The organism is Bradyrhizobium sp. LA6.1 (assembly GCF_040547805.1).
In the GTDB taxonomy this organism is placed as follows: Bacteria; Pseudomonadota; Alphaproteobacteria; order Rhizobiales; family Xanthobacteraceae; genus Bradyrhizobium; species Bradyrhizobium barranii.
This window is the reverse complement of sequence record NZ_JBEPQK010000001.1, coordinates 145276-168051: the sequence shown is the minus strand read 5'-3', so window position 1 is coordinate 168051 and position 22776 is coordinate 145276. Positions and strand designations below refer to the sequence as shown.

The window sequence follows — 22776 nt, the reverse complement described above, 5'->3', positions numbered from 1 at the left end:
TGGTGTCACCCGGCGGCGATCAATACTGGCCGATGCCTACTCCGCCGGCGCGGCGTGCATCTCCGGATGGGCGGCGTAGCGCTCGGTGGCGCCGAGCTTGCTGGCGGAAAACAGTCCCGCCGCCATCACCGCGTAGGCGAACGCCACCGCGGGCGTGACGCCGAAGCCGCCGCCAATACCCACGGCCTCGCCATGCATGAAGCCGAAGTAAGTGAGCACGGCACCGACCAGCGCGAAGGCCGAGGCCTTCTCGAAGTCGCGCTCGATGATGAAGACACCGATCGCACCCAGGATGAGGCCGCCGAGGATGGAGCCGCCGCCCATCACCTCTAAGCCGTGATAGAACACGCCCTGCTGTGGCAATGCTGCGATCGCCGCGGCCTTGACCGCGTCGGCCTTGTCGGCGGCGAGACCGCCGACAGTGGTCGCCGCCATCATGGTCGAGCCGAGCATCGTGTCGATCTGGAGCTTGGCCCAGGCAGCAAGATGCGGCGTCAGCGCCAGCACGATCGCGGGCGCGTGCTTGACCGGTGTGGTCTGGAACGCCTGCGCGCCGATCAGCATGCCGATATAGAGCAGGATCGGCGAGATCGCGACGACGGGCACCAGTGCCAGCAGCACCGAGATGATGCCGAACCAGGCCAGCACCACCACCATGATGCCGGTCGCAGCCGAATAGCCGATGCGGCCGCCCATCGCCTTCCAGCCGGGATGACCGATATAGACGGCGTTGATGAAGGGGTTGCCCATCAGGCAGCCGATCAGGCTGACGACGCCGTCGGCGGTCAGCACCCGCGTGGTGGGATATTCGTCGCCGGCCGCTTCCGCGCTCTCGACATTGTCCATGGCCTCGACGAGGTCGTAGATGCCGAAGGGAATGGCGGTAACCAGGATGACGCCTAGGAATTCGAAGCCGGAGAAGACATAGCCTACCGCCGGGATCGGCACCGAGAAGCCGAAGTTCGCGAAAGCGTCGCCGACGCCCTTGACGTTCAGCCCACCGAGACCGAGGCCGAACAGGTTCGAGCCCCAGGCGATGACCATGCCGACCGCGATCGCGACGAGGCCTGCGGGAATGCCGCGCCAATATTTCACGCCGCCGAACCAGCTCACCAAGATGATGGCGAAGCAGACCAGGCCGATTTGCGGCGTCATGTACATCTCTAACGCCGGACGCATCGAGATGAAGGTGACGGAGACGCCGGCGAGCGTGCCGAGCAGCGCCGCGCGCGGCGTGATCTTGCGGATGAACGGTGCGATGAAGCCGCCGATCATCAGGATAAAGCTCTGGAAGAACACCCAGACGAGGCCGGCCGACCAGCCCTTGAGCGGATCACCGGTCTTGATCGTGATCGGCAGCATGATCACGAAGGTGACGATGAACATGTGCGGTACGCTGACGCCCGAGGGCAGTGCGCAGACGTCGTTACGGCCCGTCTTCTGCGCCAGCCGATAGGCGAGATACGCGTAGTAGAAGGTGGAGAGACACATCATCAGCCCGAGCGCGGGCAGGATGCGGCCGAACACGAGACTATCAGGCATCTTCAGGACGAAGCGCAGCAGGCCCGTGAGCACCAGCATGTTGACGAGGATGTTGGTGCCGAAGCCGAAGAACGCGTTCCAGTCGCCCGATGTCCATAGTGCCGGCTTGAACTCGGACTTGCTCAGATCAGATTTACCGGCCGTCCCCGTCAATGTGCTCATGACATTACCCCTGTGTGGTCGAAGTCTTCATTGCCTCCAGTACTGCGGCTGAGTCCGCGACCCAGCCGAAGATGCCGCCCTGGGCCTTGATCATCTTCAGGCCCATCTCGTGAAATTGCGGGAAGTAGGATGCGCAGCCGTCCGAGATGACGACACAGCGATAGCCGCGGTCATTGGCCTCGCGCACGGTGGTGTTGACGCACACTTCCGTTGTGACGCCGCAGACGAGCAAGTTCTCGATGCCGTATTTCTCCAGCACGTCCGTGAGCTCGGTGGCGTAGAAGGCACCCTTGCCGGGCTTGTCGATCACGACTTCGCTGTCGAGCGGATAAAGCTCGGGAATGATGTCGTGGCCGGCCTCGCCGCGAATGAGAATGCGCCCCATCGGGCCGGGATCGCCGATGCGCAAGGACGGCGCGCCGCGCTCGACTTTTGCGGGCGGCGCGTCGGACAGATCAGGTAAATGCCCCTCGCGCGTGTGGATCACCAGCATGCCGGTGTCACGCGCCGCCTTCAGCACCGCGCCGATCGGCTTCACCGCGCGCGCGAGCTGGCTGACATCGTTGCCAAGCGTCTCGCCGAAGCCGCCCGGCTCCATGAAATCCCGCTGCATGTCGATGATGAGAAGTGCGGTGGCAGGCCAGTCGAGCCTGATCGGCTCGGGCTCGGCGCTGATGACGCCCAGTGTCGGCTTGGTTGAGTTCAACATAACTCAAGGCCCCCGCGAGAACTCTCTTTGCCAGGAGTTCTGCAAACGCCGTGCCATTGTGTACAATAGCGGTGGGGCACAGGCCGCGAGAGAATTTGCTGCGCACTCAGAAGGTTACGTCAGCGGCTGACGGCTGCTTATTCCCTGTGCGACGGCTTTGCGACGTGCAGTTGCTTAAAGGATGAGCGGGCAGCGACGGACTCGCTCGCCGTCATTCCGTGGCGACGCGACAGCGTCGAGCCCGGAATCCATCGGGCCGCAGTACGCGAGGAAAGTGGATTCCGGGTTCGCGCTGCGCGCGCCCCGGAATGACGGCGGAGGCCGTAGCGCTACCGCCCCGTGCCGTACAGCTGCCGATACTCCATCTCATACGGCGCATACGAATCCTTCAGCGTCGCCATGTTGAGCAGCATGGTGGCCACCACCGCGCCCGTCTTGCCGAACACGCGCGTTTTAATCCAGGCACTCTCGGTGCGGCGGCTGCCGGAGAGCGCGACAACCTCACGCTCGATTTCGTACTCCTCATCGACGAAGAGCGGCCCCTTGATCAGCCTGATCTCCTGATCCGCGAACAGGCCGACCGCCGGCCCCTTCGCCGGCAGCGGATCGTCCTTGGAACGGTACTGGAAGAGTACGCTCAACATCTCCATCGGGATGATGGCCTTCCCCCACGGATTGTCGGCGCCTGAATAATATGGCGAGTTCTCGGTGATGACGGCGAGCTTCTGCCGGAGAGAGAACGGATAGAGGTCGCCCATGTTCTGGTCCAACGCCATCCGCACCGTCTGCCGTTTGCTGGTCTGCGCCACCTTCACATCGCGCAGGATCACGGGATCGGCGAGCGGCTTGAGCTCGGTGAGGCGCGCCTCGAGCGCGGTCGCCGCATGAGGTTCGCCGACCGAGGCCGTGCCGCGCAGCACCTCGGTGCCGTCGCGCTTGACCATCTGGATCTGGCACTGGCTCGTGTCGGGCAGCGGCTTCGACAGCATCGCCTGCACCTCCTCACCTTCGAAGCAGGCGTTGCGGTAATGCGCGGACAGGCAACCGCTCTCGAACCAGGCCTGCCCCCACAGCCGCGCGCCGAGCGGGGCGAACTGGCTGAAATGTGTCGGGCCTTCGATGGTGCCGCCCTTGAAGCCGAGCTTTTGCGCGGTGGCATCGTCGCGGATCGAGGCGTGCGCGTCGTAGACTTGCGCGTGAAGCATCTGGCGCGGCTGGCGCCACGGGCCAATCAGCGCCTCGGCCGTCTCTGTAATCTCGGTGTCGAATGCGTTTGCAGCCATGGTGTCCTCCACAGGCAGCCATGACTAGCAGGAGCGCCACGGATGCGGCTAGCCGTATTGACTTCGCCGGCCCATGCTCTTGACTGTCGCAATTCGCGTCGCGCCGCCGCTATCCCTCCCGCAGCGCAAACCCCCACGCCGAACGAGAGACGAGGACTCCTGAAATGACGCTGATGCAGGTCGAGCTGGACGACAAATACCGGCTCGAATCGAAGCGGATCTTCCTGTCCGGCACGCAGGCGCTGGTTCGGCTGCCCATGTTGCAGCGCGAACGCGACCGGCTTCAGGGCCTCAACACCGGCGGTTTCATCTCGGGCTATCGTGGTTCCCCGCTCGGCATGTACGACCACGCGCTGTGGCGCGCGAAGTCGCACCTCCAGCAGCACGACATCGCCTTCGTCCCCGGCCTGAACGAGGACCTGGCTGCGACCGCCGTCTGGGGCAGCCAGCAGGTCGGCCTGTTTCCCGGCGCCAAGGTCGATGGCGTGTTCGGCATCTGGTACGGCAAGGGCCCCGGCGTCGACCGCTCGGTCGATGCGCTCAAACATGCCAATGCGGCCGGCACCTCGCTCAATGGCGGCGTGCTGGCACTCGCCGGCGACGACCACGGCTGCCAGTCCTCGACGCTGGCGCATCAGAGCGAGCAGGTGTTCGCGGCGGCGCTGATCCCCGTGATCAATCCGGCAACGCTCCAGGATTATCTCGACCTCGGCCTCTACGGCTTTGCGCTGTCGCGCTTCTCCGGCTGCTGGGTCGGCTTCAAGGCGATCAGCGAGACCGTGGAAAGCTCGGCCTCGATTGACAGCGATCCCGAGCGCATCAAGATCGTGCTGCCCGATGATTTCGAGATGCCGCCCGGCGGCCTCAACATCCGCTGGCCCGATCCGCCGCTGGACGCCGAGAGGCGCCTGTTCGGCCCGAAGATGGCCGCCGTGCAGGCCTTTGCCCGCGCCAACCAGCTCGACCGCATCGTGCTCGATTCCAAGCCGGCACGGCTCGGCATTCTCGCGACCGGCAAGGCCTATCTCGATCTGCGCCAGGCGCTGGCCGATTTGGGCATCACCGACAAGGAGGCGCAGGACCTCGGCCTGCGCATCTACAAGGTCGCACTGACCTGGCCGCTGGAGGAAAGCGGCGCCAAGCGTTTCGCCGAAGGTCTTCAGGACGTGCTGGTGGTCGAGGAGAAGCGCGGCTTCATCGAAGACCAGCTGATGCGCATCCTCTACAATATCGATGCCTCCAGGCGGCCGACGGTCACCGGAAAACGCGACGAGCGCGGCGCGCCGCTGCTGCCGAGCGAGGGCGAGCTGACGCCGACCATCGTCGCGGGCGCGCTGGTGGCACGCTTGCGCAAGCTCGGGCATCACAGCCCGGTGCTGGAGCAACGCCTCGCCCGGCTCGAGGCCTTCGACAGTCCCGTCACATCAAGCACGCAGATCAAGCTCGCGCGCACACCGTTCTTCTGCTCGGGCTGCCCGCACAACTCCTCGACGCGCGTGCCCGAGGGAAGCCGCGCCATGGCCGGCATCGGCTGCCACGGCATGGCCTTGAGCATGCCGACCCGCCGTACCGATCTGATCTCGCATATGGGCGCCGAGGGCGTGAACTGGATCGGCCAGTCGCCCTTCACCACCGAGAAGCACATCTTCCAAAACCTCGGTGACGGCACCTACACCCATTCTGGCCTACTTGCGCTGCGCGCGGCTTCCGCCGCCGGCATCAACATCACCTACAAGATCCTCTACAACGACGCGGTCGCGATGACCGGCGGCCAGCCCGCCGAAGGCGCCTTCAACGTCGCGCAGATCGCGCATCAGGTCTGGGCCGAGGGCGTCAAGCGACTTGCGATCGTATCGGACGATCCGACGAAGTATCCGGAAGGCAACTACTTCCCGCAGCGCGCGACCATCCATCACCGCCGCGAGCTCGACGCCGTCCAGCGCGAGCTGCGTGACATCAAGGGCCTCACGGTCGTGATCTACGACCAGACCTGCGCAGCCGAAAAGCGCCGCCGCCGCAAGCGCGGGCTCTATCCCGATCCCGCAAAGCGTGCCTTCATCAACGAGCTGGTCTGCGAAGGCTGCGGCGACTGCTCGCAGGCCTCCAACTGCGTCTCGGTGCAGCCGCTGGAGACGGAGTTCGGCCGCAAGCGCCAGATCGACCAGTCGAACTGCAACAAGGACTTTTCCTGCGTCGAGGGTTTCTGCCCGAGCTTTGTCACCGTGCACGGCGGCAGCCTGAAGCGGATGAAGACGTCGGCGGTCGATTCCGGACAGTTGTTCGCCGACCTGCCGCTGCCTCCTGCCCGCGAGCTCGAGGCGCCGTACAACATCCTCGTCACCGGCATCGGTGGCACCGGCGTCATCACCATCGGCGCGCTGCTCGGCATGGCCGCCCATGTCGACGGCCGCGGCTGCTCGGCGCTCGACTTCACCGGCCTGTCGCAGAAGAACGGCGCGGTGATGAGCCATGTCCGCATTGCACGGAGGCCGGAGGACATCTCCGCGGTCCGCATCACCACCGGCGGCGCCGACGTCATTCTCGGCTGCGACATGATCGTCTCGGCAGGTCCCTCCGCGCTGAGCCGTGCCGAACGCGGGGTGACGAAGGCGTTCATCAACGCCGACCTGCAGCCGACCGCGAGTTTCGTGCAGAATCCCGATCTCGACTTCGAGATGGGCACGATGCAGACCGTGCTGCGTGACGCCGTCGGCGACACGAACCTCGACATCATCGACGCGACAGGCATTGCCTCGGCCCTGATGGGCGACTCGATCGCGACAAATCCCTTCATGCTCGGCTTCGCCTTCCAGAAGGGCGCGATCCCGCTGTCGCTGGAGGCCCTGCTCCGCGCCATCGAGATCAACGGCGCGGCGATCGAGATGAACAAGCTGGCCTTCACCTGGGGACGGCTGGCCGCCCACGACATGTCGCGCGTGCGCAGCGTGCTGCAGTTCAAGAGCCGCGCTTCCGCGCCGACGAAGTCGCTCGACGACGTGATCGCGACCCGCGCGGAGTTTCTGACCGGCTATCAGGACAAGGCCTACGCCGACCGCTATCGCACGGCCGTCGCCAAGGTGCGCAAGGCAGAGAGCACAGTCTCGCCCGCGTCCACGGAGCTCACCGAGGCGGTCGCCAAAAACCTGTTCAAGCTGATGGCCTACAAGGACGAATACGAGGTTGCACGGCTCTACACCGACGGCAGCTTTGCCAAGAAGGTGTCGGAGAAGTTCGACGGCGACTTCACGCTGAAGTACCACCTCGCCCCGCCGATCTTCGCGCAGCGCGACAAGACCACCGGACACCTTCAGAAGAAGGAGTTCGGCGGCTGGATGATCCACGCCTTCCGCCTGCTCGCCAAGCTGAAGGTCCTGCGCGGCGGCGCGTTCGACCCGTTCGGCCGCACCGAGGAGCGCCGGACCGAACGGAAGCTGGTCGCGGATTATCTCGGCATGATCGACCAGCGGATGGCCGGGCTGAAGGCGGAGCAGATCCCGCTGCTGGCGCGGCTCGCCCGCGTGCCCGAGACGATCCGCGGCTTCGGGCACGTCAAGGAAGCCAATATCAAGCTGGCGGCGGCCGAGACAGCGCGGCTGGAGGCCGAACTGGAGAACAGCCGCTTTGCGGCGGCGGCGGAGTAGCGGGGGTGCTGTCGCCTCATTCTCGGTGTCATCGCCCGCGAAGGCGGGCGATCCAGTACTCCGAGGCGGTTGTGGTTGAATCGATAGGCCGCGGCGTACTGGATGCCCCGCCTTCGCGGGGCATGACGGTGGAGGTAGTGGCTAGACCGAAGCTGACACGCCGGCAGCCGTCTCACGCGCCGCACCACCCTCCGCCAGATGCCGCCCCGCGATATACCCGAACGTCAGCGCGGGCCCGAGCATGATCCCCGGCCCCGGATAATTCCCGTTCATGATCGACCCCATGTCGTTGCCGCAGGCGTAGAGACCTGCGATCGGGGCCCCGTCCTCGCGCAGCACGCGCGCCTGGGCATCCACCTTCATGCCGATGGCCGTGCCGAGATCGGCCGGATGGATGCGCATCGCGAAGAACGGCGCGCGGAGGATCGGCGCGACGCAGGGATTGGGCTTGTGCGTGGCATCGCCGAGGTGGCGCTGATAGATGGTGCTGCCGCGGCCGAATTCGGGATCGCGGCCCTGCTTCGCATCAACGTTGTAACCAGCGATCGTCGCCATGAGCACGGACGGATTGACGCCGATCTTCGCCGCGAGCTGCGCGATGTCTGGAGCCTTGAGCAACTCGCCGCTCGCCAGATAGCGCCGGAGGTTGAGCGTAAACGGCTTGATGCGGCCGAGGCCATAGCTCCACAGGAACTGACGGTCGCAGACGAGATAAAACGGCCGGTCCGGCTCGCCATTGCCGTCGCGCAACATCGCCAGCACGAACTCATGGTGCGACTGCGCCTCGTTGACGAAGCGACGGCCGGCCGCGTTGATGGCGATCACGCCGGGCTTGGCGTGGTCGGTCACCGTATGCGGAAAAACGCCACGGCTGCCATCGTCGCGACGGAACAGCGAGGCCGGCACCCAATAGGCCGGACTCGTCGCCTCCGTGTTGAGCGCGGCACCGGCCGTGGCCGCAAGCCGGAGCCCGTCGCCAGTGCCAGCGGTGCTGGCCGCCGAGACGAAACCAGCCGCGGCCGGGAAGAAGCGTTTGCGCAACACAGCGTCGTGCGAAAAGCCGCCGGTCGCAACCACCACGCCGCGACGCGCTGAGATCAGGCGGTCGCGGGAGCCGTGGCGGATGACAACGCCGCCGACGTGATCGCCCTGCATCGACAAGTCCTCAACATCGGCGCAGAAGAGAATCTCGACCTGCCGCGCCAGCAGCGAGGCATAGAGCCGCGCCGCGAGCGCGTTGCCGAGATGCAGCGTCGTGCCGCGCCGATTGCGTAGCCGCTGCAACGCGTATTCCGAAACGAGCCGCGCCGCGCGCAGGGTCGAACGCAACGATTTTCCGGCCCGGCGCAGATGCGGGATGTCGAGGCGGTTGACCATCATCCCGCCGAACAGCGTGAGCTCCGGCAGCGGCGCGCGCAGCCGCGCGAAAGGCGCGCCGAGCCGGGTGCCGTCGAACGCGACCGGCTCCAGCACGCGCCCGCCTGATGTCGCGCCCAACCGCTCCGGATAACAGTCCGGACAGGCTTTCACCGGCTGGAGGCGCACTTCCGTGTTGGCTTCGAGATAGGCGACCGCCTCCGGCCCGCGCGCGAGGAAGGCTGCGCGCAGGCCGGCATTGGCAGGCTCCGGCACCGTGCTCGACAGATACCGGACCGCGTCCGTGATGCTGTCGGACAGCCCGACGTCCTTCATCTTGGGATTGGCGGGGATCCAGACCATGCCGTCGCTCCAGGCGGTGGTGCCGCCGACGAACGCCGTCTTCTCGATCACCAGCACGCGCAAGCCTTCAGCGGCGGCCACCGCCGCGGCCGTCATGCCACCGGCGCCAGCGCCGACGACAATGACATCGTAGGTCTCATGCGCCGGCATCATGCGGCAAGGGTCCGGGAAAGAGGCATGACGCCGTCATACCTCGCCCGGAGGCACCAACGCTAGCGCGCCGGCTTGCGCTCGATCGGGTCGATATCGATCGCCCGCAAGCGGCCGAGCCGCAGCACGTCCATGGCGAGCCGCCGGCCGATCCGGTCGCGGTCGAGCACGCGGATCAGATCGTCGACGCCGTTGATATCGACACCATCGAGCTTGATGACGACGTCGCCGGGCAACAGGCCCGCCTTCGCCGCCGGTCCATTCGGCTCGATCTGCATCAAGAGCGCGCCCATCTTGTTGTCGACGCCGGCCAGTACCGCGTGCCGCCGCGGGACCGGTGCAGTCTGCCCGGCGACGCCGATAAAGGCGCGGCGGACATAGCCGTGGCGGATGATCTCCGACAGCACGAACTGCGCGGTGTTGCTGGCGACCGCGAAGCATATGCCTTGCGCGCCATTGATGATGGCGGTGTTGATGCCGATCACCTCGGCATTCGACGACACCAGCGGCCCGCCGGAATTGCCGGGGTTGAGCGCAGCATCGGTCTGGATCACGTCCTCGATGGTGCGGCCGCTCACTGAGCGGATCGAGCGCCCCAGCGCCGAGACCACGCCGGCGGTCACGGTCGACTCGAAGCCGAGCGGATTGCCGATCGCGATCACGAGCTGGCCGCGCCGCAGGGTCTTGGAGTTGCCGAGCGCGGCATAGGGCAAGTCGCGCACACCATTGGCGCGCAGCAACGCAAGGTCGGTGTCGGGATCGACGCCGAGTACGCGGGCCTCACCGACGTTACCCTCGACGTCCCGCAGCCGGATCTCCCTGGAGGAACCGACCACGTGGCTATTGGTGAGCACGAGCCCGTCCGGCGAGATCACGATGCCGGAGCCGAGCCCGCCGCGCTCGCGGCCGTTCGGCACCTTTGGCCCGGTCTCGACGCGCACGACGGCGGGGCCGACACGGTCGGTCACGTCGATCACGGCATTGGAATAGGCGTCCAGCAGAGCCCGGTCGTCGACCGGGGCAGACGCTGTCGCTCGCGATGACGCGGCGTCATCGACGATGTCTGAGGTAAAATCCAGCATGGCAAGAGTCCTTGAGGCTCACACAGATGGTGGCCTGTTCCTGCCAACGCAAGGGACCCGCCTGGGGCGCAAGGCTGGGCTGTCAGGACTTGACCTACCAAGGTGGCTAGGGCGCCCGCCGCAGCGTGCCCGCCCTCGCCTTGACCGGGTCGAGCAGCGACCAGTCGCCGTCCGGGAGCACGTAACCCTTGGGGAACGGCGCGCGCAGCTCGAGCCCGAGCGAGCGCAGCACCCGGTCGTCGCGGTAGTAGCATTGCAGGACGACGCGGACGAGCGTTGCGGCAGCCGCGCCGCCGGAGCTGCGGAACTCCTGCGCCACCGCATCGCGCCTGGCGGCATCGAGCTCGGCGAACGGTTGCCCTGCGAGCCGGGCCAGATGGTCCAGCGCCGCCGCCACCAATTTGGTGTCGCGGCCCAGCGTCGTCAGAATATCGGCCTGGATCGCGGGGTCGTCGGCGCCGGGCACCTTGTACTCGTCGCTGGCGGGCACGATCATCGCAGCGATGGTGCGGAGATCGTTGCATTGGGCGCGCGTGAGTTGATTGTCTGCGGACATGACGGCCTCAGTCGAACAAGTTTGCGAGGCGCTGCTTCATCTGGTCGGCGATGTAGAGCGCGAGGGCCTGGATGGTGGACGTCGGGTTCACGCCGCCCGAGGTGACGAAGATGCTGCCGTCGACGATGAAGAGATTTTTGACGTCGTGCGTGCGGCCCCATTCGTTGACGACGGAGCGTTCGGGGTCGGTGCCCATCCGCGCGGTGCCGAGCAGATGCCAGCCGCCCCACGGGATCGGCGAGTTGACGCAGATGTCGGTCGCCCCCGCCATTTCCAGAACCTCGCGGCCGCGCGCGAGCGCATGCTCCATCATCTTCCGGCTGTTCTCGCTGATCGAGTAGTCGATCTTCGGTGCTGGAATGCCGTGGCTGTCCTTCAGGACAGGATCGAGCGTGACGCGATTGTGCTCCTCCGGCAGGTCCTCGCAGATCGCGGAGAATCCCAGCCGATGGCCATTGAGCTTGCGGAAGACGCGGTGATGATCCGCGCCCCACGGCAAAATGCCCCTCTGCTCGCTCACGACAGCCTCGAACACGGGCCCTGCCCCGCGCACGAACTGGACGCCGTAGCCGCGTACGAAACCGCGCGACAGGTCGGTGTCATACCATTCCTTGCTCCACAGGCAGGTCGGCGGCGCGCGGTTGCTGTCGGTCGGCTCCTTCACATAGCCGTAGATCTGCGCATAGGGATGGAACATCAGGTTCTTGCCGACGAGGCCCGACGAATTGGCAAGACCGTGCGGGAAGCGGTTGGATGCCGAGTTGAGCAGCAGCCGGGGCGTGCCGACGCCGTTGCAGGCGATGATGACGACATGCGCCGGCTGGAACTGCTCGACGCCGTCCTTGTCGTAATAGACCACGCCCGAGGCCATGCCGTTCTCATCGGTGGTGATCTCGCGCACCCGGCAATGCGTGCGCAGCTCGACGCCGGCACGGATCGCGTGCGGCCAATAGGTAATGTCGGTCGAGGACTTTGCGCCTTGCGCGCAGGCCGGCGTGCAATGGCCGAGATTGATGCAACGCGCGCGGCCCTCATAGTCTGTGGTCGCGACTGTCGTGTCCGACGGCCACCAGTGCCAGCCGAGCTTGTTCATGGCCTTGCCGATGATCGCGCCGGACAACCCCATCGGCTGCTGCGGCATCGGCGGATGCGTCAGCGGCGACAGCGGATCGCCCGATAGCCCAGACGTGCCCATGATGCGGTCGTTCTCTTCGAAGAACGGCGTCAGCGCGTCGTAGTCGATCGGCCAGTCGTCGGCGACGCCGTCGAGCGTCTTCACCTTGAAGTCGGAGGGATGCAGCCGCGGCCAGTGCGCGGTGTACATCACCGTCGAGCCGCCGACCGCGTTGTAGTTGACGACCTTGATCGGCGAATTGTCGTCGTTGATCGGATAGTCCTCGGGCCGGCCGCGGACATTCGGGCTCGACGACCATTCCCCGTAGAACTTGGCCTCCCAGTCGCGGCCCGTGCTGGGATATTCCGCCGGGTTCATCCAGCCGCCCTGCTCCAGGCAGAGGATGTGCATCTTGGTCTCGGCCAGCGACCACGCGATCGCGGCGCCTGAAGCGCCGGCGCCGATGATCAGGACGTCCACGGGGTCTTTCATCGAACTTTCTTCCTCCCGCCCTCGCCGCTTCAAGGGCGATTCGGTCTACGCAGGTTTTTGATCGTGCCGAACGATAGGGGCAGACCGGCCGGTCAGTAAAGGCTGGCACGCGAATGTCGCACTTCGCAGGGCGCAGACCATTGGTATCGCGACCTCCGGATGCTAGGAACGAGGCGCCAGAGCAATCGATAGCGAGACGTTATGTCCTTTAGGAATTCATTTGCCGCCGCCTGCGCCTTCGCGCTTGTTTCGTGTCTCGCTCTGTCCGGGTTTCTGGCCTCGTCCGGGCCGGCCTCCGCGCTGACGGCGGCCGCGACCGTCCGGGACGCCAATTCGATCCAGCTCGGCGACGTCACCTACCGCCTCGACGGCGTCGACGCGCCCGAATTGGACCAGGTCTGCATCGACGATCACGCCGATCCCTGGACCTGCGGCATCGAGGCCCGCGACCAGCTGGCGAAGCTGATCAACAAACGCAGCGTGCGCTGTGACGATGTCGGGCCGGAAAAGAGCTTCGGCAAACGGCACCGGGCGATCTGCACCGCCGAGGGCGACAAGGTCTCGTTGAACGAGCAGCTGGTCAAGCTTGGCTATGCCATCGCCCGCGAGCCGATCAAGGCGAACGTCAAGGCTGCCGCGGCCGATGCCAAAACCGCGTCAGCCGGCATCTGGAAGGGCTGCTTTGTTGCACCGCAAGAATTCCGCATGGGCAAGAAGGACGGCACGCTGCTCGGCGCCGCCTGCCGCGCCGACCGCGACAAGGAAATCCGCGCGGCGCTGTTTCCGGAGGAGCTGACCATGCCGCCGAGTTGCAGCATCAAGGGCAAGCTCGCCGTGCGCGCCCGTGTCACCGGCAATATCGGCATCTATCACTTGAGGGGCTGCCCGAGCTATCCAGCGACCACCAAGCCGGACCGCTGGTTCTGCTCGGAGGACGACGCGCAGGCCGCCGGCTTCCGCAAGGCCTACAATTGCCGCCGGCCGAAATGAGGAAGCCCGTCACGAGCATGTGAGCGGTAGCCGGAGACAGTATTGATCCGGAATTGAACTCTCTCGGTGGTTGCTACATCTAATATGTACGCAAGCGCTTTGCGCGAGCGTTCCTTGGCAGCAATCCGGCTTCGGTCCGATTGCTTTGCTCGGGCGTTTCCTCCCTAGACTTGGGCCGCTTGTCACAACAAGCGGCTCTTCTTTTTGTGCGCCCTATTTCCGCATCGGCATGATCTGGTCCATCGGCGGCATGTTCGCATTGAGATGCCCCATGATCCAGACGGTGCCGCCGACGACCAGGAAGACGACCAGAAGGCCGAAGGCGAGCGCCAGCACGTTGTTGGTGTTGTCAGGCCCGGTCGTGATGTGCAGGAAGAACACGAGGTGCACGCCCATCTGCGCGATCGCCAGCACGATCAGAGCGACGGGGATCGATGGCTGCCAGACCAGGTCGGTTCCGGCGATGAAGAATGACGTTGCCGTGAGCAGCAGCGCGAGGCCGAGCCCAACGACATAGCCGAGCACCCGCTCGCCGACGCTGTGTTGCTCTTCCTCGCCCGGTGCGAGATCGTGTCCGGTCCGCACATGCGTCTGATCGCTCATACCGCACTCCCAAGCAGGTAGACGACAGAGAAGACCCCGACCCAGACGATGTCGAGCGCATGCCAGAACAGCGCAAAGCACATCATCCGGCGCAGGACGTCGGCGCGAAAGCCTTTTGCAAAGACCTGGGCCATCATGGTGAGCAGCCACAATATGCCGGCCGAGACGTGCAGGCCGTGGCAGCCCACCAGCGAGAAGAAGGACGTCAGGAACGCACTGCGCGACGGGCCATAGCCGCGTGCGACGAGGTCGGCGAACTCGCGGAACTCGATGGTGAGAAAGATCAGTCCGAGCACGCAGGTCACGGTCATGCCGAGATAGAACCAGAACCGGTTGCGCACGTCGGCGGCAATGCTGGCCATGCCGCAGGTGAAGCTCGACAGCAGCAGGCAGACCGTCTCGATTGCGACGTTGCGCTGCTCGAAGATCTCCGAGCCGCTGGGGCCGCCCGCGGTCTGGCCGGACAGCACCGCATAGGCCGCGAAGAAGCAGGAGAACATCACGATATCGGAGAGCAGGAAGACCCAGAAGCCGTAGGCGGTCACGATGCGCTTCGATGCCGGGCCTGGATGCTCGACGACGAGCCCGATGTGGTGCGGGTCGGCATGCGCGCGGCCAGCTGTCGCCGTCATCGACATCAGAGCGCTCCCGCCATGCTGACGAGGCTGCGCCGTTCCTCGAGATTGATGCGGTCTATCGCTGCGACCTCGTCGGCCGGAATGACGTATTCGTCATGGTCGCGCCAGGCGAACACGACGAAGGTCGCGAATGCGCCGATGCCGCCCAGGATCACCATCCACCAGATGTGCCAGATCAGCGCGAAGCCCATGATGGTGGCGAAGAACGCGCAGACGAAGCCGGTCGGCGAATTCCTGGGCATCTCGATATCCTGATACTCCGGCCGATCATGCTCGAGCTGCTGCTGCTTGGCATGGGCCTTCTGATCCCAATAAGCATCCTCGCCGCGCACATCCGGATAGAAGGCGAAGTTGAACACGGGCGGCGGCGACGAGGTCGCCCATTCCAGCGAGCGGCCGTCCCAGGGATCGCCGGTGCGGTCGCGCAGGGCCTCGCGGTTGCGGATGCTGACCACGAGCTGCACGATCTGGCAGATCACGCCGATCGACAGCACGGCCATGCCGGCGGCCGCCACGAACATCCATGGCCGCCAGGCCGCGACGTCGTAATGCTGCATGCGCCGGGTCATGCCGAGCATGCCGGCGACATAGAGCGGAATGAAGGTGACGTAGAAGCCGAGGAAGGTGAACCAGAACGCGGCCTTGCCCCAGCGCTCGTCGAGACGAAAGCCAAACGCCTTCGGGAACCAGTACTCGAAGCCGGCGAAGGCGCCGAACAGCACGCCGCCGATGATGACGTTGTGGAAGTGCGCCACCAGGAACATGCTGTTGTGGAGCATGAAGTCGGCCGGGGGCACCGCGACCAGCACGCCCGTCAGCCCGCCGATGATGAAGGTGACCATGAACCCGACCGCCCACAGCATTGGCGTCGCAAAGCGGATGCGGCCGCCATACATCGTGAACAGCCAGTTGTAGATCTTCACGCCCGTCGGTATCGCGATGATCATGCTGGCGATGCCGAAGATGGCGTTGACGTCGGGGCCAGCGCCCATCGTGAAGAAATGGTGCAGCCAGACCATGAAAGAGATGACGCAGATCGCCATAGTCGCGAGCACCATCGAGCGGTAGCCGAACAGCGCCTTGCCCGAGAAGGTCGAGACCACCTCGGAGAAGATGCCGAACGCCGGCAATACGAGGATATAGACCTCCGGGTGTCCCCAGGCCCAGATCAGGTTCATGAACATCATGACGTTGCCGCCGGCTTCATTCGTGAAGAAGTGGAAGCCGAGGTAGCGGTCGAGCAGCAGCATCGCAAGCGTGGCGGTGAGGATCGGAAAGGCGGCGACGATGAGCAGGTTGGAGGCCAGCGTGGTCCAGCAGAACATCGGCATGCGCAGATAGTTCATGCCCTTGGTGCGCAGCTTCAGCACGGTGGTCACTAGATTGATGCCGGCGACCAGGGTGCCGACGCCGGAGATCTGGAGAGACCAGGCGTAGTAGTCGACGCCGACGCCCGGCGAATAGGACAGTTCCGACAGCGGCGGAAAGGCGAGCCAGCCGGTGCGCGCGAACTCGCCGATCACGAGCGAGATATTGACCAGCAGCGCGCCGGTCGCGGTCAGCCAGAAGCCGACCGAATTCAGCGTTGGGAAAGCAACGTCGCGCACGCCGAGTTGAAGCGGCACAATCAGGTTCATCAGCCCGATCACGAACGGCATCGCCGTGAAGAAGATCATGATGGTGCCGTGCGCCGAGAAGATCTGGTTGTAGTGCTCCGGCGGGAGATAGCCCTGCGACTGGTAGGCCACCGCCTGCTGGAGCCGCATCATGATGGCATCGCTGCCGCCGCGCAGCAGCATCACAGAAGCGAGCAGGATGTACATCACGCCGATGCGCTTGTGATCGACGCTGGTGATCCATTCGTGCCAGAGATAGGGCAAATGCCCTTTCACGACGACCCAGATCAGCACGCCGAGGATCGCGACCAGCACCACGGCACCCGCGACGAGGGGTATCGGCTGGTCGAACGGGATCGCCGACCAATCGAGCTTACCGAGCATCGTGACCTCCACTGTGCGGCCTGCCGGCATCGGAGAGCAGCTCTGGGCCGGGCCCGGGCGGAATGTGCTGGGTTGCGATCAGGTCGAACAGACGGGGATCGTCCAGGCGAAAGGTCAGCCTGTTCTTCTCGATGCCCTGCTGCATCAGCTTCGTATAGCTCTCCTCGTTCAGCACGGCATCGGTCTTCGCCGTGGTCGCGACCCAGTCCGGGAAGGCGAGCGGCGAGATCACGTTGACGTCGAACATCATGTCGGGAAAGCCGTCGCCGGAGAAATGCGCCGACAGGCCCTGCAACTTGCCCTCATTGTCGGCACGCAGGTTCAGCTTCGTCACCATGCCGTTCATGGTGTAGATCATGCTGCCAAGCTGCGGGATGAAGAACACGTTCATCACGCTCGACGACGTCAGCTGGAAATTCAGCTCGGCACCGGCCGGCACCGTCAGCGTGTTGACGGTGGCGATGCGCTGGTCCGGATAGATGAAGAGCCATTTCCAGTCGAGCGAGACCGCCTGGATGCGGACCGGACTGCCGGTGCCCGGCACGGGCGCGGCGGGATCGAGCTGGTGCGAGCCGATCCATGCGACGCCGCCGAGCAGGATCACGGTGAGCGCTGGGATCGCCCACACCACCATCTCGACGCGGCCGGAATAGACGAAGTCAGGCTGGTAACGTGCTCTCGGATTGGACGCGCGAAACCAGAACGCAAAGGCCAAAATCGCGAAAATGGTCGGCACCACAATCACGAGCATGATGAAGACGGAATCGACCAGGATGGTGCTGTTGGCGGCAGCCACCGGCCCTTGTGGATCGAGCAGATTCATCGGCAAGCCACTGACGATTGGGAAACCCCAGGCGAGAGCCTAGCGCGGAAAAGCCCCCGCAACAAACGCAAGCTCGGCAGAACAGTTCCGCGATATGCCCGCTTAATCGCGCGCCGTGCCGCCCGGCGGCATGCAATTCCATGCGATGTCAATGACATCTGCGCGGGACCATCGGCCTTCTCTCCTGTCAGGGCGATTGCTAATCTGCACGAAAATAATTGGGATGAAACGACATGCAGGGCCCCGAGGACGATGCCGGCCTCGCCGGCAAGGTGGCGCTGATCAGCGGCGGTGGCGCCGCTGGCGACGGCATCGGCAACGGCCGCGCTGCAGCAATTCTGTTGGCCCGCGCCGGAGCAAAAGTGCTGGTGGCCGATCGCGACCTCAAGCTCGCCGAGCGCACCGTGGAGATGATCAGGGACGAGGGCGGAACGGCAGCGGCGCATGGCGGCGACGTCACCAGCGAAGCCGATTGCAAGGCAATGGTCGAAGCTACGCTCGACCGCTGGGGCCGGCTCGATTTCCTCGACAACAATGTCGGCATCGGCAGCCGTGGCAGCGTGGTCGACGAGACACCCGAGCAGTATCGCCGCGTCATGCAGGTCAACGTCGAGACCATGTTCCTGCTCTCCAAGCACGCGATCCCCGCGATGATCAAGACCGCCAAGGGCGGCGCGATCGTCAATATCTCCTCGATCTCGGCGCTCAGGCCGCGTGGGCTCACGACCTACACGACCTCAAAAGCTGCGATCATCGGCCTGACCCGCGCGATGGCGGTCGATCACGGTCGTGACAACATCCGCGTCAACTGCATCTGCCCCGGTCCGATGTACACACCGATGGTCTATGCCCGCGGCATGAGCGAGCAGGCCCGCGCCAACCGCGCCAGGGCCTCGCTCCTCAAGACCGAAGGCACCGGCTGGGATGTCGGCCACGCCGTCAAATTCCTGCTCAGCAACTTCGCACGCTATATCACCGGCCAGGTGCTGGTGGTCGACGGCGGCGTGACGCTGCAAGCGCCGGAACGTGAATCACAGGAACACTGAAAGGAACACGGATGGCCCGCCTGCCCTATCTCGAGGCCGACCAGGTCGCGCCCGACTATCGCGACATGCTCAAGCGCAACACCAACCTGCACAAGCTGCTGGTCAACTCGCCGGAGATGGCGCGCGCCTTCAACGGCATCGGTGGCTATATCCGCTTCCAGAGCAAGCTCGACCCGCGGCTGCGGGAGCTTGCGATCCTCCAGGTCGGATGGATGGAGAAATCGGAGTACGAATTCACCCACCATGTGAAGATCGGCAGGGAGTTCGGCGTCACCGACGAGGACATCGCAGACCTAATGGCGGAGACCGAGGGCAAGCCGTCGAAGCTGGAGCCGCTCGCCAGGGCGATCCTGAAAGGCGCCCGCGAGATGGTGCGCGAGCTCGCGATGTCGGACGCGACCTTCGCCGAGATCAAGAGAGATCTCTCCGACGAGCACATGGTCGACCTCGTGCTCACCATCGCCTTCTATTGCGGTGTGGTGCGCGTGCTCGCCACCATGAAGATCGACAACGAACCGTATTACAAAGAGGTACTCCGGCAGTACCCGATCCCTGGAGTGAAGTGACATGCGCTTGAAGGACAAGGTCGCGATCGTCGTCGGCGCCGGCCAGAGCCCCGGCGAAGGCATGGGCAATGGCCGCGCCACCGCGCTGACCTTCGCGCGCGAGGGCGCGAAGGTGCTGTGCGTCGACCATCACCTGGAATCGGCGCAGGAAACGGTCGATCTGATCGCAGCGGAGCAAGGCACCGCCGCGGCCTTCAAGGCCGACGTGACCAAATCCGCAGACATCAAGGCGATGGTGGCGGACGCGCAATCGCGCTGGGGCCGTATCGACGTGCTGCACAACAATGTCGGCGTCAGCCTGTCCGGTGGCGATGCCGAGCTGCTTCAAATCACCGAGGAGGCGTTCGACCGTGTCGTCGCCATCAATCTGAAGAGCTGCATTCTCGCCGCGAAGGAAGTGATCCCGATCATGCGCGCGCAAGGAAGCGGCGCCATCGTCAACATCTCCTCGATGGCCGCGATCACGACCTATCCTTACGTCGCCTACAAGGCGACGAAGTCGGCCATGATCGCCTTCACCGAGCAGCTCGCCTACCAGAACGCCGAATACGGCATCCGTGCCAACGTCATCCTGCCCGGCCTGATGAACACGCCGATGGCCGTGGACACCCGCGCCCGCGAGTGGCACAAGACCCGCGCCGAGGTCGAAGCCGAGCGCGACAGCAAGGTGCCGCTGCGCAAGAAGATGGGCACGGGATGGGATGTCGCGAATGCCGCGCTGTTCCTGGCCTCGGACGAGGCGAATTTCATCACGGGCGTGACGCTGCCGGTGGACGGTGGCGCAAGTGTGAGACGGGGGTAAGTCGAGCGCGCTGCTTACCCTCCCCTGGAGAGGGAGGGTACAGCGTCACTGCGGTGCGCGCGTCGCCCGCCAGATGGTGCCATTGCCGTCCTCCGACACCAGCAGCGATCCATCCTTCGCCACGGCGACACCAACCGGCCTTCCCCAGACCTCCGTGTCACTCACGACAAACCCTGTGACGAAATCCTCGTACTCGCCGGTGGGCTTGCCGTCCTTCATCCTGATACGGATCACCTTGTAGCCGGTGCGCTTGGAGCGGTTCCAGGAGCCGTGCTCAGCGGCGAAGGCATCGCCTTGATAGTCGGACGGAAACTGCGTGCCCTGATAGAAAGTCATGCCGAGCGAAGCCGAGTGCGGCTGGATCAGCACGTCGGGCACCGTCACCTTGTCCTTGAGATCCGGCCGCGCGCCGGCATGGCGCGGATCTTCGTTGCCGCCGATATAGAACCACGGCCAGCCGTAGAACGCGCCCTCCTTCACGCTGGTGACGTAATCGGGCACGAGATCGTCGCCGAGCCCGTCGCGCTCATTGGTCGAGCACCAGGGCAGCCCGCTCTGCGGCTCGATCGCAAGACCGACGCAATTGCGGATGCCGGTGGCATAAATCCTCCGGTCCTTGCCGTCAGGCGTGAAGGCCATCACGGTGGCGCGCTCGAGCTCACTGGCCCAGGCCGCGCCGAGCGGCTGCGTCTTCGACCAGCCATCCAACCCGCCCGGCGGCGTCCCCATGCCCTCGGCGACGTTGCTGAGCGAGCCGACCGAGACCAGCATGCGCTTGTTGTCGGGCGTGAAGACGATGTCGCGGGTGGAATGGCTGCCGTCATGCGGCAGGCTTGCCACGATCGTCTCCGCCCTGCCGCGCGCCTTGAGATCGCCGGCCTGATAGGGAAACCGGACGACGCTGTCGGTGTTGGCGATATAGACCCATTGCGGATTGTCGCCGTTCGGAAAGAAGGCGATGCCGAACGGCCGTCTCAATCCGCTGGCAAACACCTCGCTGGTCGCGGCCTTGCCGCCATCCCCGGCGCGCAGCACGCGGATGGCGTCGGCCCGCGTCTCCGCGACGAAGACATCGCCGTTCGGCGCGACCCTCACAATGCGCGGCGCGCGCAAGCCTTCGGCGAACAGCTCGATCTTGAAACCCGCCGGCACACGTGGCGTGGCCTCCGGCGGTCGCGACGCCACACGCGCGGTGCTCGCAACCGACCGTGTCGCGCCGGGCCTGACGAGGTCCTGCGGCCGGATCAACCTGACCGTGCCGGGCTTGTCGGCCTGCCAATCGCCATAGGCGTCCTTGCCCTGCAGAACCGGCTCGGCCTGCGCGCTGGCAGCAACCGCGACCAGCAATCCCGCAGCCGTTGCTGCGGACAAGATCCTGCTTTTCACGTCGTCTTCCTCCCAGCCTGCGCGTCCTGAACGTCGACGCTTATAGGTCCGCAAATGTTCTGCGGCAGTACAAACACCTGCCGAATCCCACGTCAGCTCATGCCCGCACGATGTGCATCAGCCGGAGCCCATCGTACTGGAAAATGCGGCAGATCGGTGCGACACATTGTAAGGGCGCGACCGCCGGTTGCGGTCATCAAAGCTGCGGCATCCAGGTCGCAATTGATGGGGTGATCATGTGGGGATCCATCATATCGGAATGGGCGAGCCTGCTGCTGCGCTGGCTGCACGTGGTGGCGGCGATCGCCTGGATCGGCAGTTCCTTCTACTTCATCGCCCTCGATCTCAGCCTGAAGCCGAAGACTGACCTGCCGGACGGCGTGCAGGGCGAGGCCTGGCAGGTCCATGGCGGCGGGTTCTACCGGATCATGAAATATCTGGTTGCTCCGAGCCAGATGCCGGAGGAGCTGACCTGGTTCAAATGGGAGGCCTACACCACCTGGCTGTCCGGCTTCGCGCTGATGGTGGTGGTGTACTATCTCGATGCCGACCTGTTCCTGGTCGACAAGTCGATTCTCGACCTCTCACCGATCCAGGCCGGGCTGTTCAGCTTCTGCAGCCTGGCGCTGGCATGGCTGCTCTATGAGGCGGCCTGCCGCACCGGGCTTGCGCAGCGCGAGCTGCCCTTTGCCATCGGCGGCTATCTGTTCCTGGTCGCGCTCACTTACGCCTTCACCCACGTCCTGAGCGGGCGCGGCGCCTTCAACCAGATCGGGGCGATCATCGGCACCATCATGGTCGCCAACGTGTTCGCACTGATCATCCCGAACCAGAAGAAGATCGTCGCCAGCCTGATCGCGGGCCAGTCGCCCGATCCGAAGCTCGGCAAGGCCAGCAAGGAGCGCTCGGTTCACAACAACTACCTGACCTTGCCCGTCGTCGTGCTGATGATCAGCAATCACTATCCTCTGCTCTACGCGACGCGCTTCAACTGGATCATCGTCGCGATCATTCTGGCGCTCGGCCCCGTGATCCGCCACTTCTTCAACGAGCGGCACGCGGGGCGCAAATCGCCGTGGTGGGTTTGGGGTGTCGCCGCGTTGGGCGTGATCGCGATCCTCTTGCTCTCCGCCGCAGGCCCGCGCGAGGTCCGGACGGGGGCGCTGTCGGCACTGCCGACGCGCGCCAATGTCGAGGAGATCGTGATGTCCCGTTGCAGCATGTGCCACGCGGCAGAGCCGGTCTGGGCCGGCATCGTGACCGCGCCCAAGGGCATCTTGCTCGACGCGCCCGAGCACATCCATCGCAACATCCGCCTGATCGGCCGCGTAGCGGCGTGGTCCAATGCGATGCCGCCGGGCAACATCACCGACATGACCAGCGAGGAGCGCGCCATTCTCGCCGCCTATATCGAGCAGGCGCAGTGACGCCATCACGCGTCGATACCGCATTTCGCGAAATGAAATTCCGCA

At 65.0% G+C, this 22776-nt stretch carries 18 protein-coding genes; 6 read left to right on the top strand and 12 right to left on the bottom strand.

All coding sequences use genetic code 11. From position 1 onward, the window contains the following. Window positions 1-36: 36 nt before the first annotated feature. From ABIB99_RS00790 to ABIB99_RS00780, 3 genes are all read right to left on the bottom strand, one after another. Entirely contained in the window at window positions 37-1704 is a 1668-nt protein-coding gene (locus tag ABIB99_RS00790) for a regulator (protein WP_354174381.1), read from the bottom strand. Between the two features lie 4 nt (window positions 1705-1708). Then, window positions 1709-2413, bottom strand: coding sequence for a cysteine hydrolase family protein (locus ABIB99_RS00785; RefSeq protein WP_063984857.1), 705 nt, complete (start codon window positions 2411-2413; stop codon window positions 1709-1711). Between the two features lie 329 nt (window positions 2414-2742). Then, window positions 2743-3696: a hypothetical protein gene (locus ABIB99_RS00780; protein ID WP_354174379.1), complete on the bottom strand. Its 954-nt coding sequence runs from the start codon at window positions 3694-3696 to the stop codon at window positions 2743-2745. Window positions 3697-3860: 164 nt separating this feature from the next. Here ABIB99_RS00780 and ABIB99_RS00775 point away from each other — a divergent pair, with 164 nt between their 5' ends. After that, window positions 3861-7337, top strand: a complete 3477-nt coding sequence (locus ABIB99_RS00775) for an indolepyruvate ferredoxin oxidoreductase family protein (protein ID WP_231144390.1) — start codon at window positions 3861-3863, stop codon at window positions 7335-7337. Window positions 7338-7478: 141 nt separating this feature from the next. On the opposite strand, the gene ABIB99_RS00770 is transcribed toward ABIB99_RS00775, so the two are convergent. From ABIB99_RS00770 to ABIB99_RS00755, 4 genes are all read right to left on the bottom strand, one after another. Continuing rightward, on the bottom strand, window positions 7479-9209 hold the full coding sequence (locus tag ABIB99_RS00770; protein WP_354174377.1) for an FAD-dependent oxidoreductase: 1731 nt from the start codon (window positions 9207-9209) through the stop codon (window positions 7479-7481). Window positions 9210-9268: 59 nt separating this feature from the next. Beyond that, window positions 9269-10288 (bottom strand): S1C family serine protease, encoded by a 1020-nt coding sequence (locus ABIB99_RS00765; RefSeq protein ID WP_283018522.1) that lies wholly within the window; start codon window positions 10286-10288, stop codon window positions 9269-9271. 106 nt (window positions 10289-10394) lie between these two features. Further along, the gene (locus tag ABIB99_RS00760; protein WP_063984862.1) at window positions 10395-10844 is read right to left on the bottom strand and encodes a gluconate 2-dehydrogenase subunit 3 family protein; all 450 of its coding nucleotides are present in this window, start codon (window positions 10842-10844) and stop codon (window positions 10395-10397) included. A gap of 7 nt (window positions 10845-10851) precedes the next feature. Continuing rightward, window positions 10852-12450, bottom strand: a complete 1599-nt coding sequence (locus ABIB99_RS00755; RefSeq protein ID WP_354174374.1) for a GMC family oxidoreductase — start codon at window positions 12448-12450, stop codon at window positions 10852-10854. A 201-nt stretch (window positions 12451-12651) separates the two neighbouring features. Between ABIB99_RS00755 and ABIB99_RS00750 the strand changes: the two genes are divergently transcribed. Further along, entirely contained in the window at window positions 12652-13440 is a 789-nt protein-coding gene (locus ABIB99_RS00750; protein ID WP_354174372.1) for a thermonuclease family protein, read from the top strand. A gap of 213 nt (window positions 13441-13653) precedes the next feature. On the opposite strand, the gene cyoD is transcribed toward ABIB99_RS00750, so the two are convergent. Genes cyoD through ABIB99_RS00730 form a run of 4 tightly spaced genes read right to left on the bottom strand, consistent with a single transcriptional unit; the run spans window position 13654 to window position 17504 of the window. After that, entirely contained in the window at window positions 13654-14043 is a 390-nt protein-coding gene (gene cyoD / locus ABIB99_RS00745) for a cytochrome o ubiquinol oxidase subunit IV (protein ID WP_028150137.1), read from the bottom strand. Next, a complete protein-coding gene (locus tag ABIB99_RS00740) occupies window positions 14040-14681 on the bottom strand; it encodes a cytochrome (ubi)quinol oxidase subunit III (protein ID WP_028150138.1) in 642 nt (213 codons plus the stop codon). The genes cyoD and ABIB99_RS00740 overlap by 4 nt, the downstream gene beginning before the upstream one ends. After that, window positions 14681-16681 (bottom strand): cytochrome o ubiquinol oxidase subunit I, encoded by a 2001-nt coding sequence (gene cyoB / locus ABIB99_RS00735; protein WP_354174370.1) that lies wholly within the window; start codon window positions 16679-16681, stop codon window positions 14681-14683. The genes ABIB99_RS00740 and cyoB overlap by 1 nt, the downstream gene beginning before the upstream one ends. Beyond that, window positions 16671-17504 carry a cytochrome ubiquinol oxidase subunit II family protein gene (locus ABIB99_RS00730; RefSeq protein ID WP_166088820.1) on the bottom strand — a complete coding sequence of 278 codons (834 nt, stop codon included), beginning with the start codon at window positions 17502-17504 and terminating at the stop codon, window positions 16671-16673. Before ABIB99_RS00730 ends, cyoB begins: the two co-directional genes overlap by 11 nt. Before the next feature lie 233 nt (window positions 17505-17737). On the opposite strand from ABIB99_RS00730, the gene ABIB99_RS00725 reads away from it, so the two are divergent. The 3 genes from ABIB99_RS00725 to ABIB99_RS00715 are packed head-to-tail and all read left to right on the top strand — an operon-like array spanning window position 17738 to window position 19918. After that, entirely contained in the window at window positions 17738-18550 is an 813-nt protein-coding gene (locus ABIB99_RS00725) for an SDR family NAD(P)-dependent oxidoreductase (protein ID WP_354174367.1), read from the top strand. Window positions 18551-18561: 11 nt separating this feature from the next. Further along, window positions 18562-19116, top strand: coding sequence for a carboxymuconolactone decarboxylase family protein (locus ABIB99_RS00720; RefSeq protein ID WP_354174365.1), 555 nt, complete (start codon window positions 18562-18564; stop codon window positions 19114-19116). A 1-nt stretch (window position 19117) separates the two neighbouring features. Further along, window positions 19118-19918, top strand: a complete 801-nt coding sequence (locus ABIB99_RS00715; RefSeq protein ID WP_354174363.1) for an SDR family NAD(P)-dependent oxidoreductase — start codon at window positions 19118-19120, stop codon at window positions 19916-19918. A 45-nt stretch (window positions 19919-19963) separates the two neighbouring features. On the opposite strand, the gene ABIB99_RS00710 is transcribed toward ABIB99_RS00715, so the two are convergent. Further along, entirely contained in the window at window positions 19964-21304 is a 1341-nt protein-coding gene (locus ABIB99_RS00710) for a PQQ-dependent sugar dehydrogenase (protein WP_354174361.1), read from the bottom strand. A 236-nt stretch (window positions 21305-21540) separates the two neighbouring features. Between ABIB99_RS00710 and ABIB99_RS00705 the strand changes: the two genes are divergently transcribed. Next, on the top strand, window positions 21541-22731 hold the full coding sequence (locus ABIB99_RS00705; RefSeq protein WP_354174359.1) for a urate hydroxylase PuuD: 1191 nt from the start codon (window positions 21541-21543) through the stop codon (window positions 22729-22731). The last annotated feature ends 45 nt before the right edge of the window (window positions 22732-22776 follow it).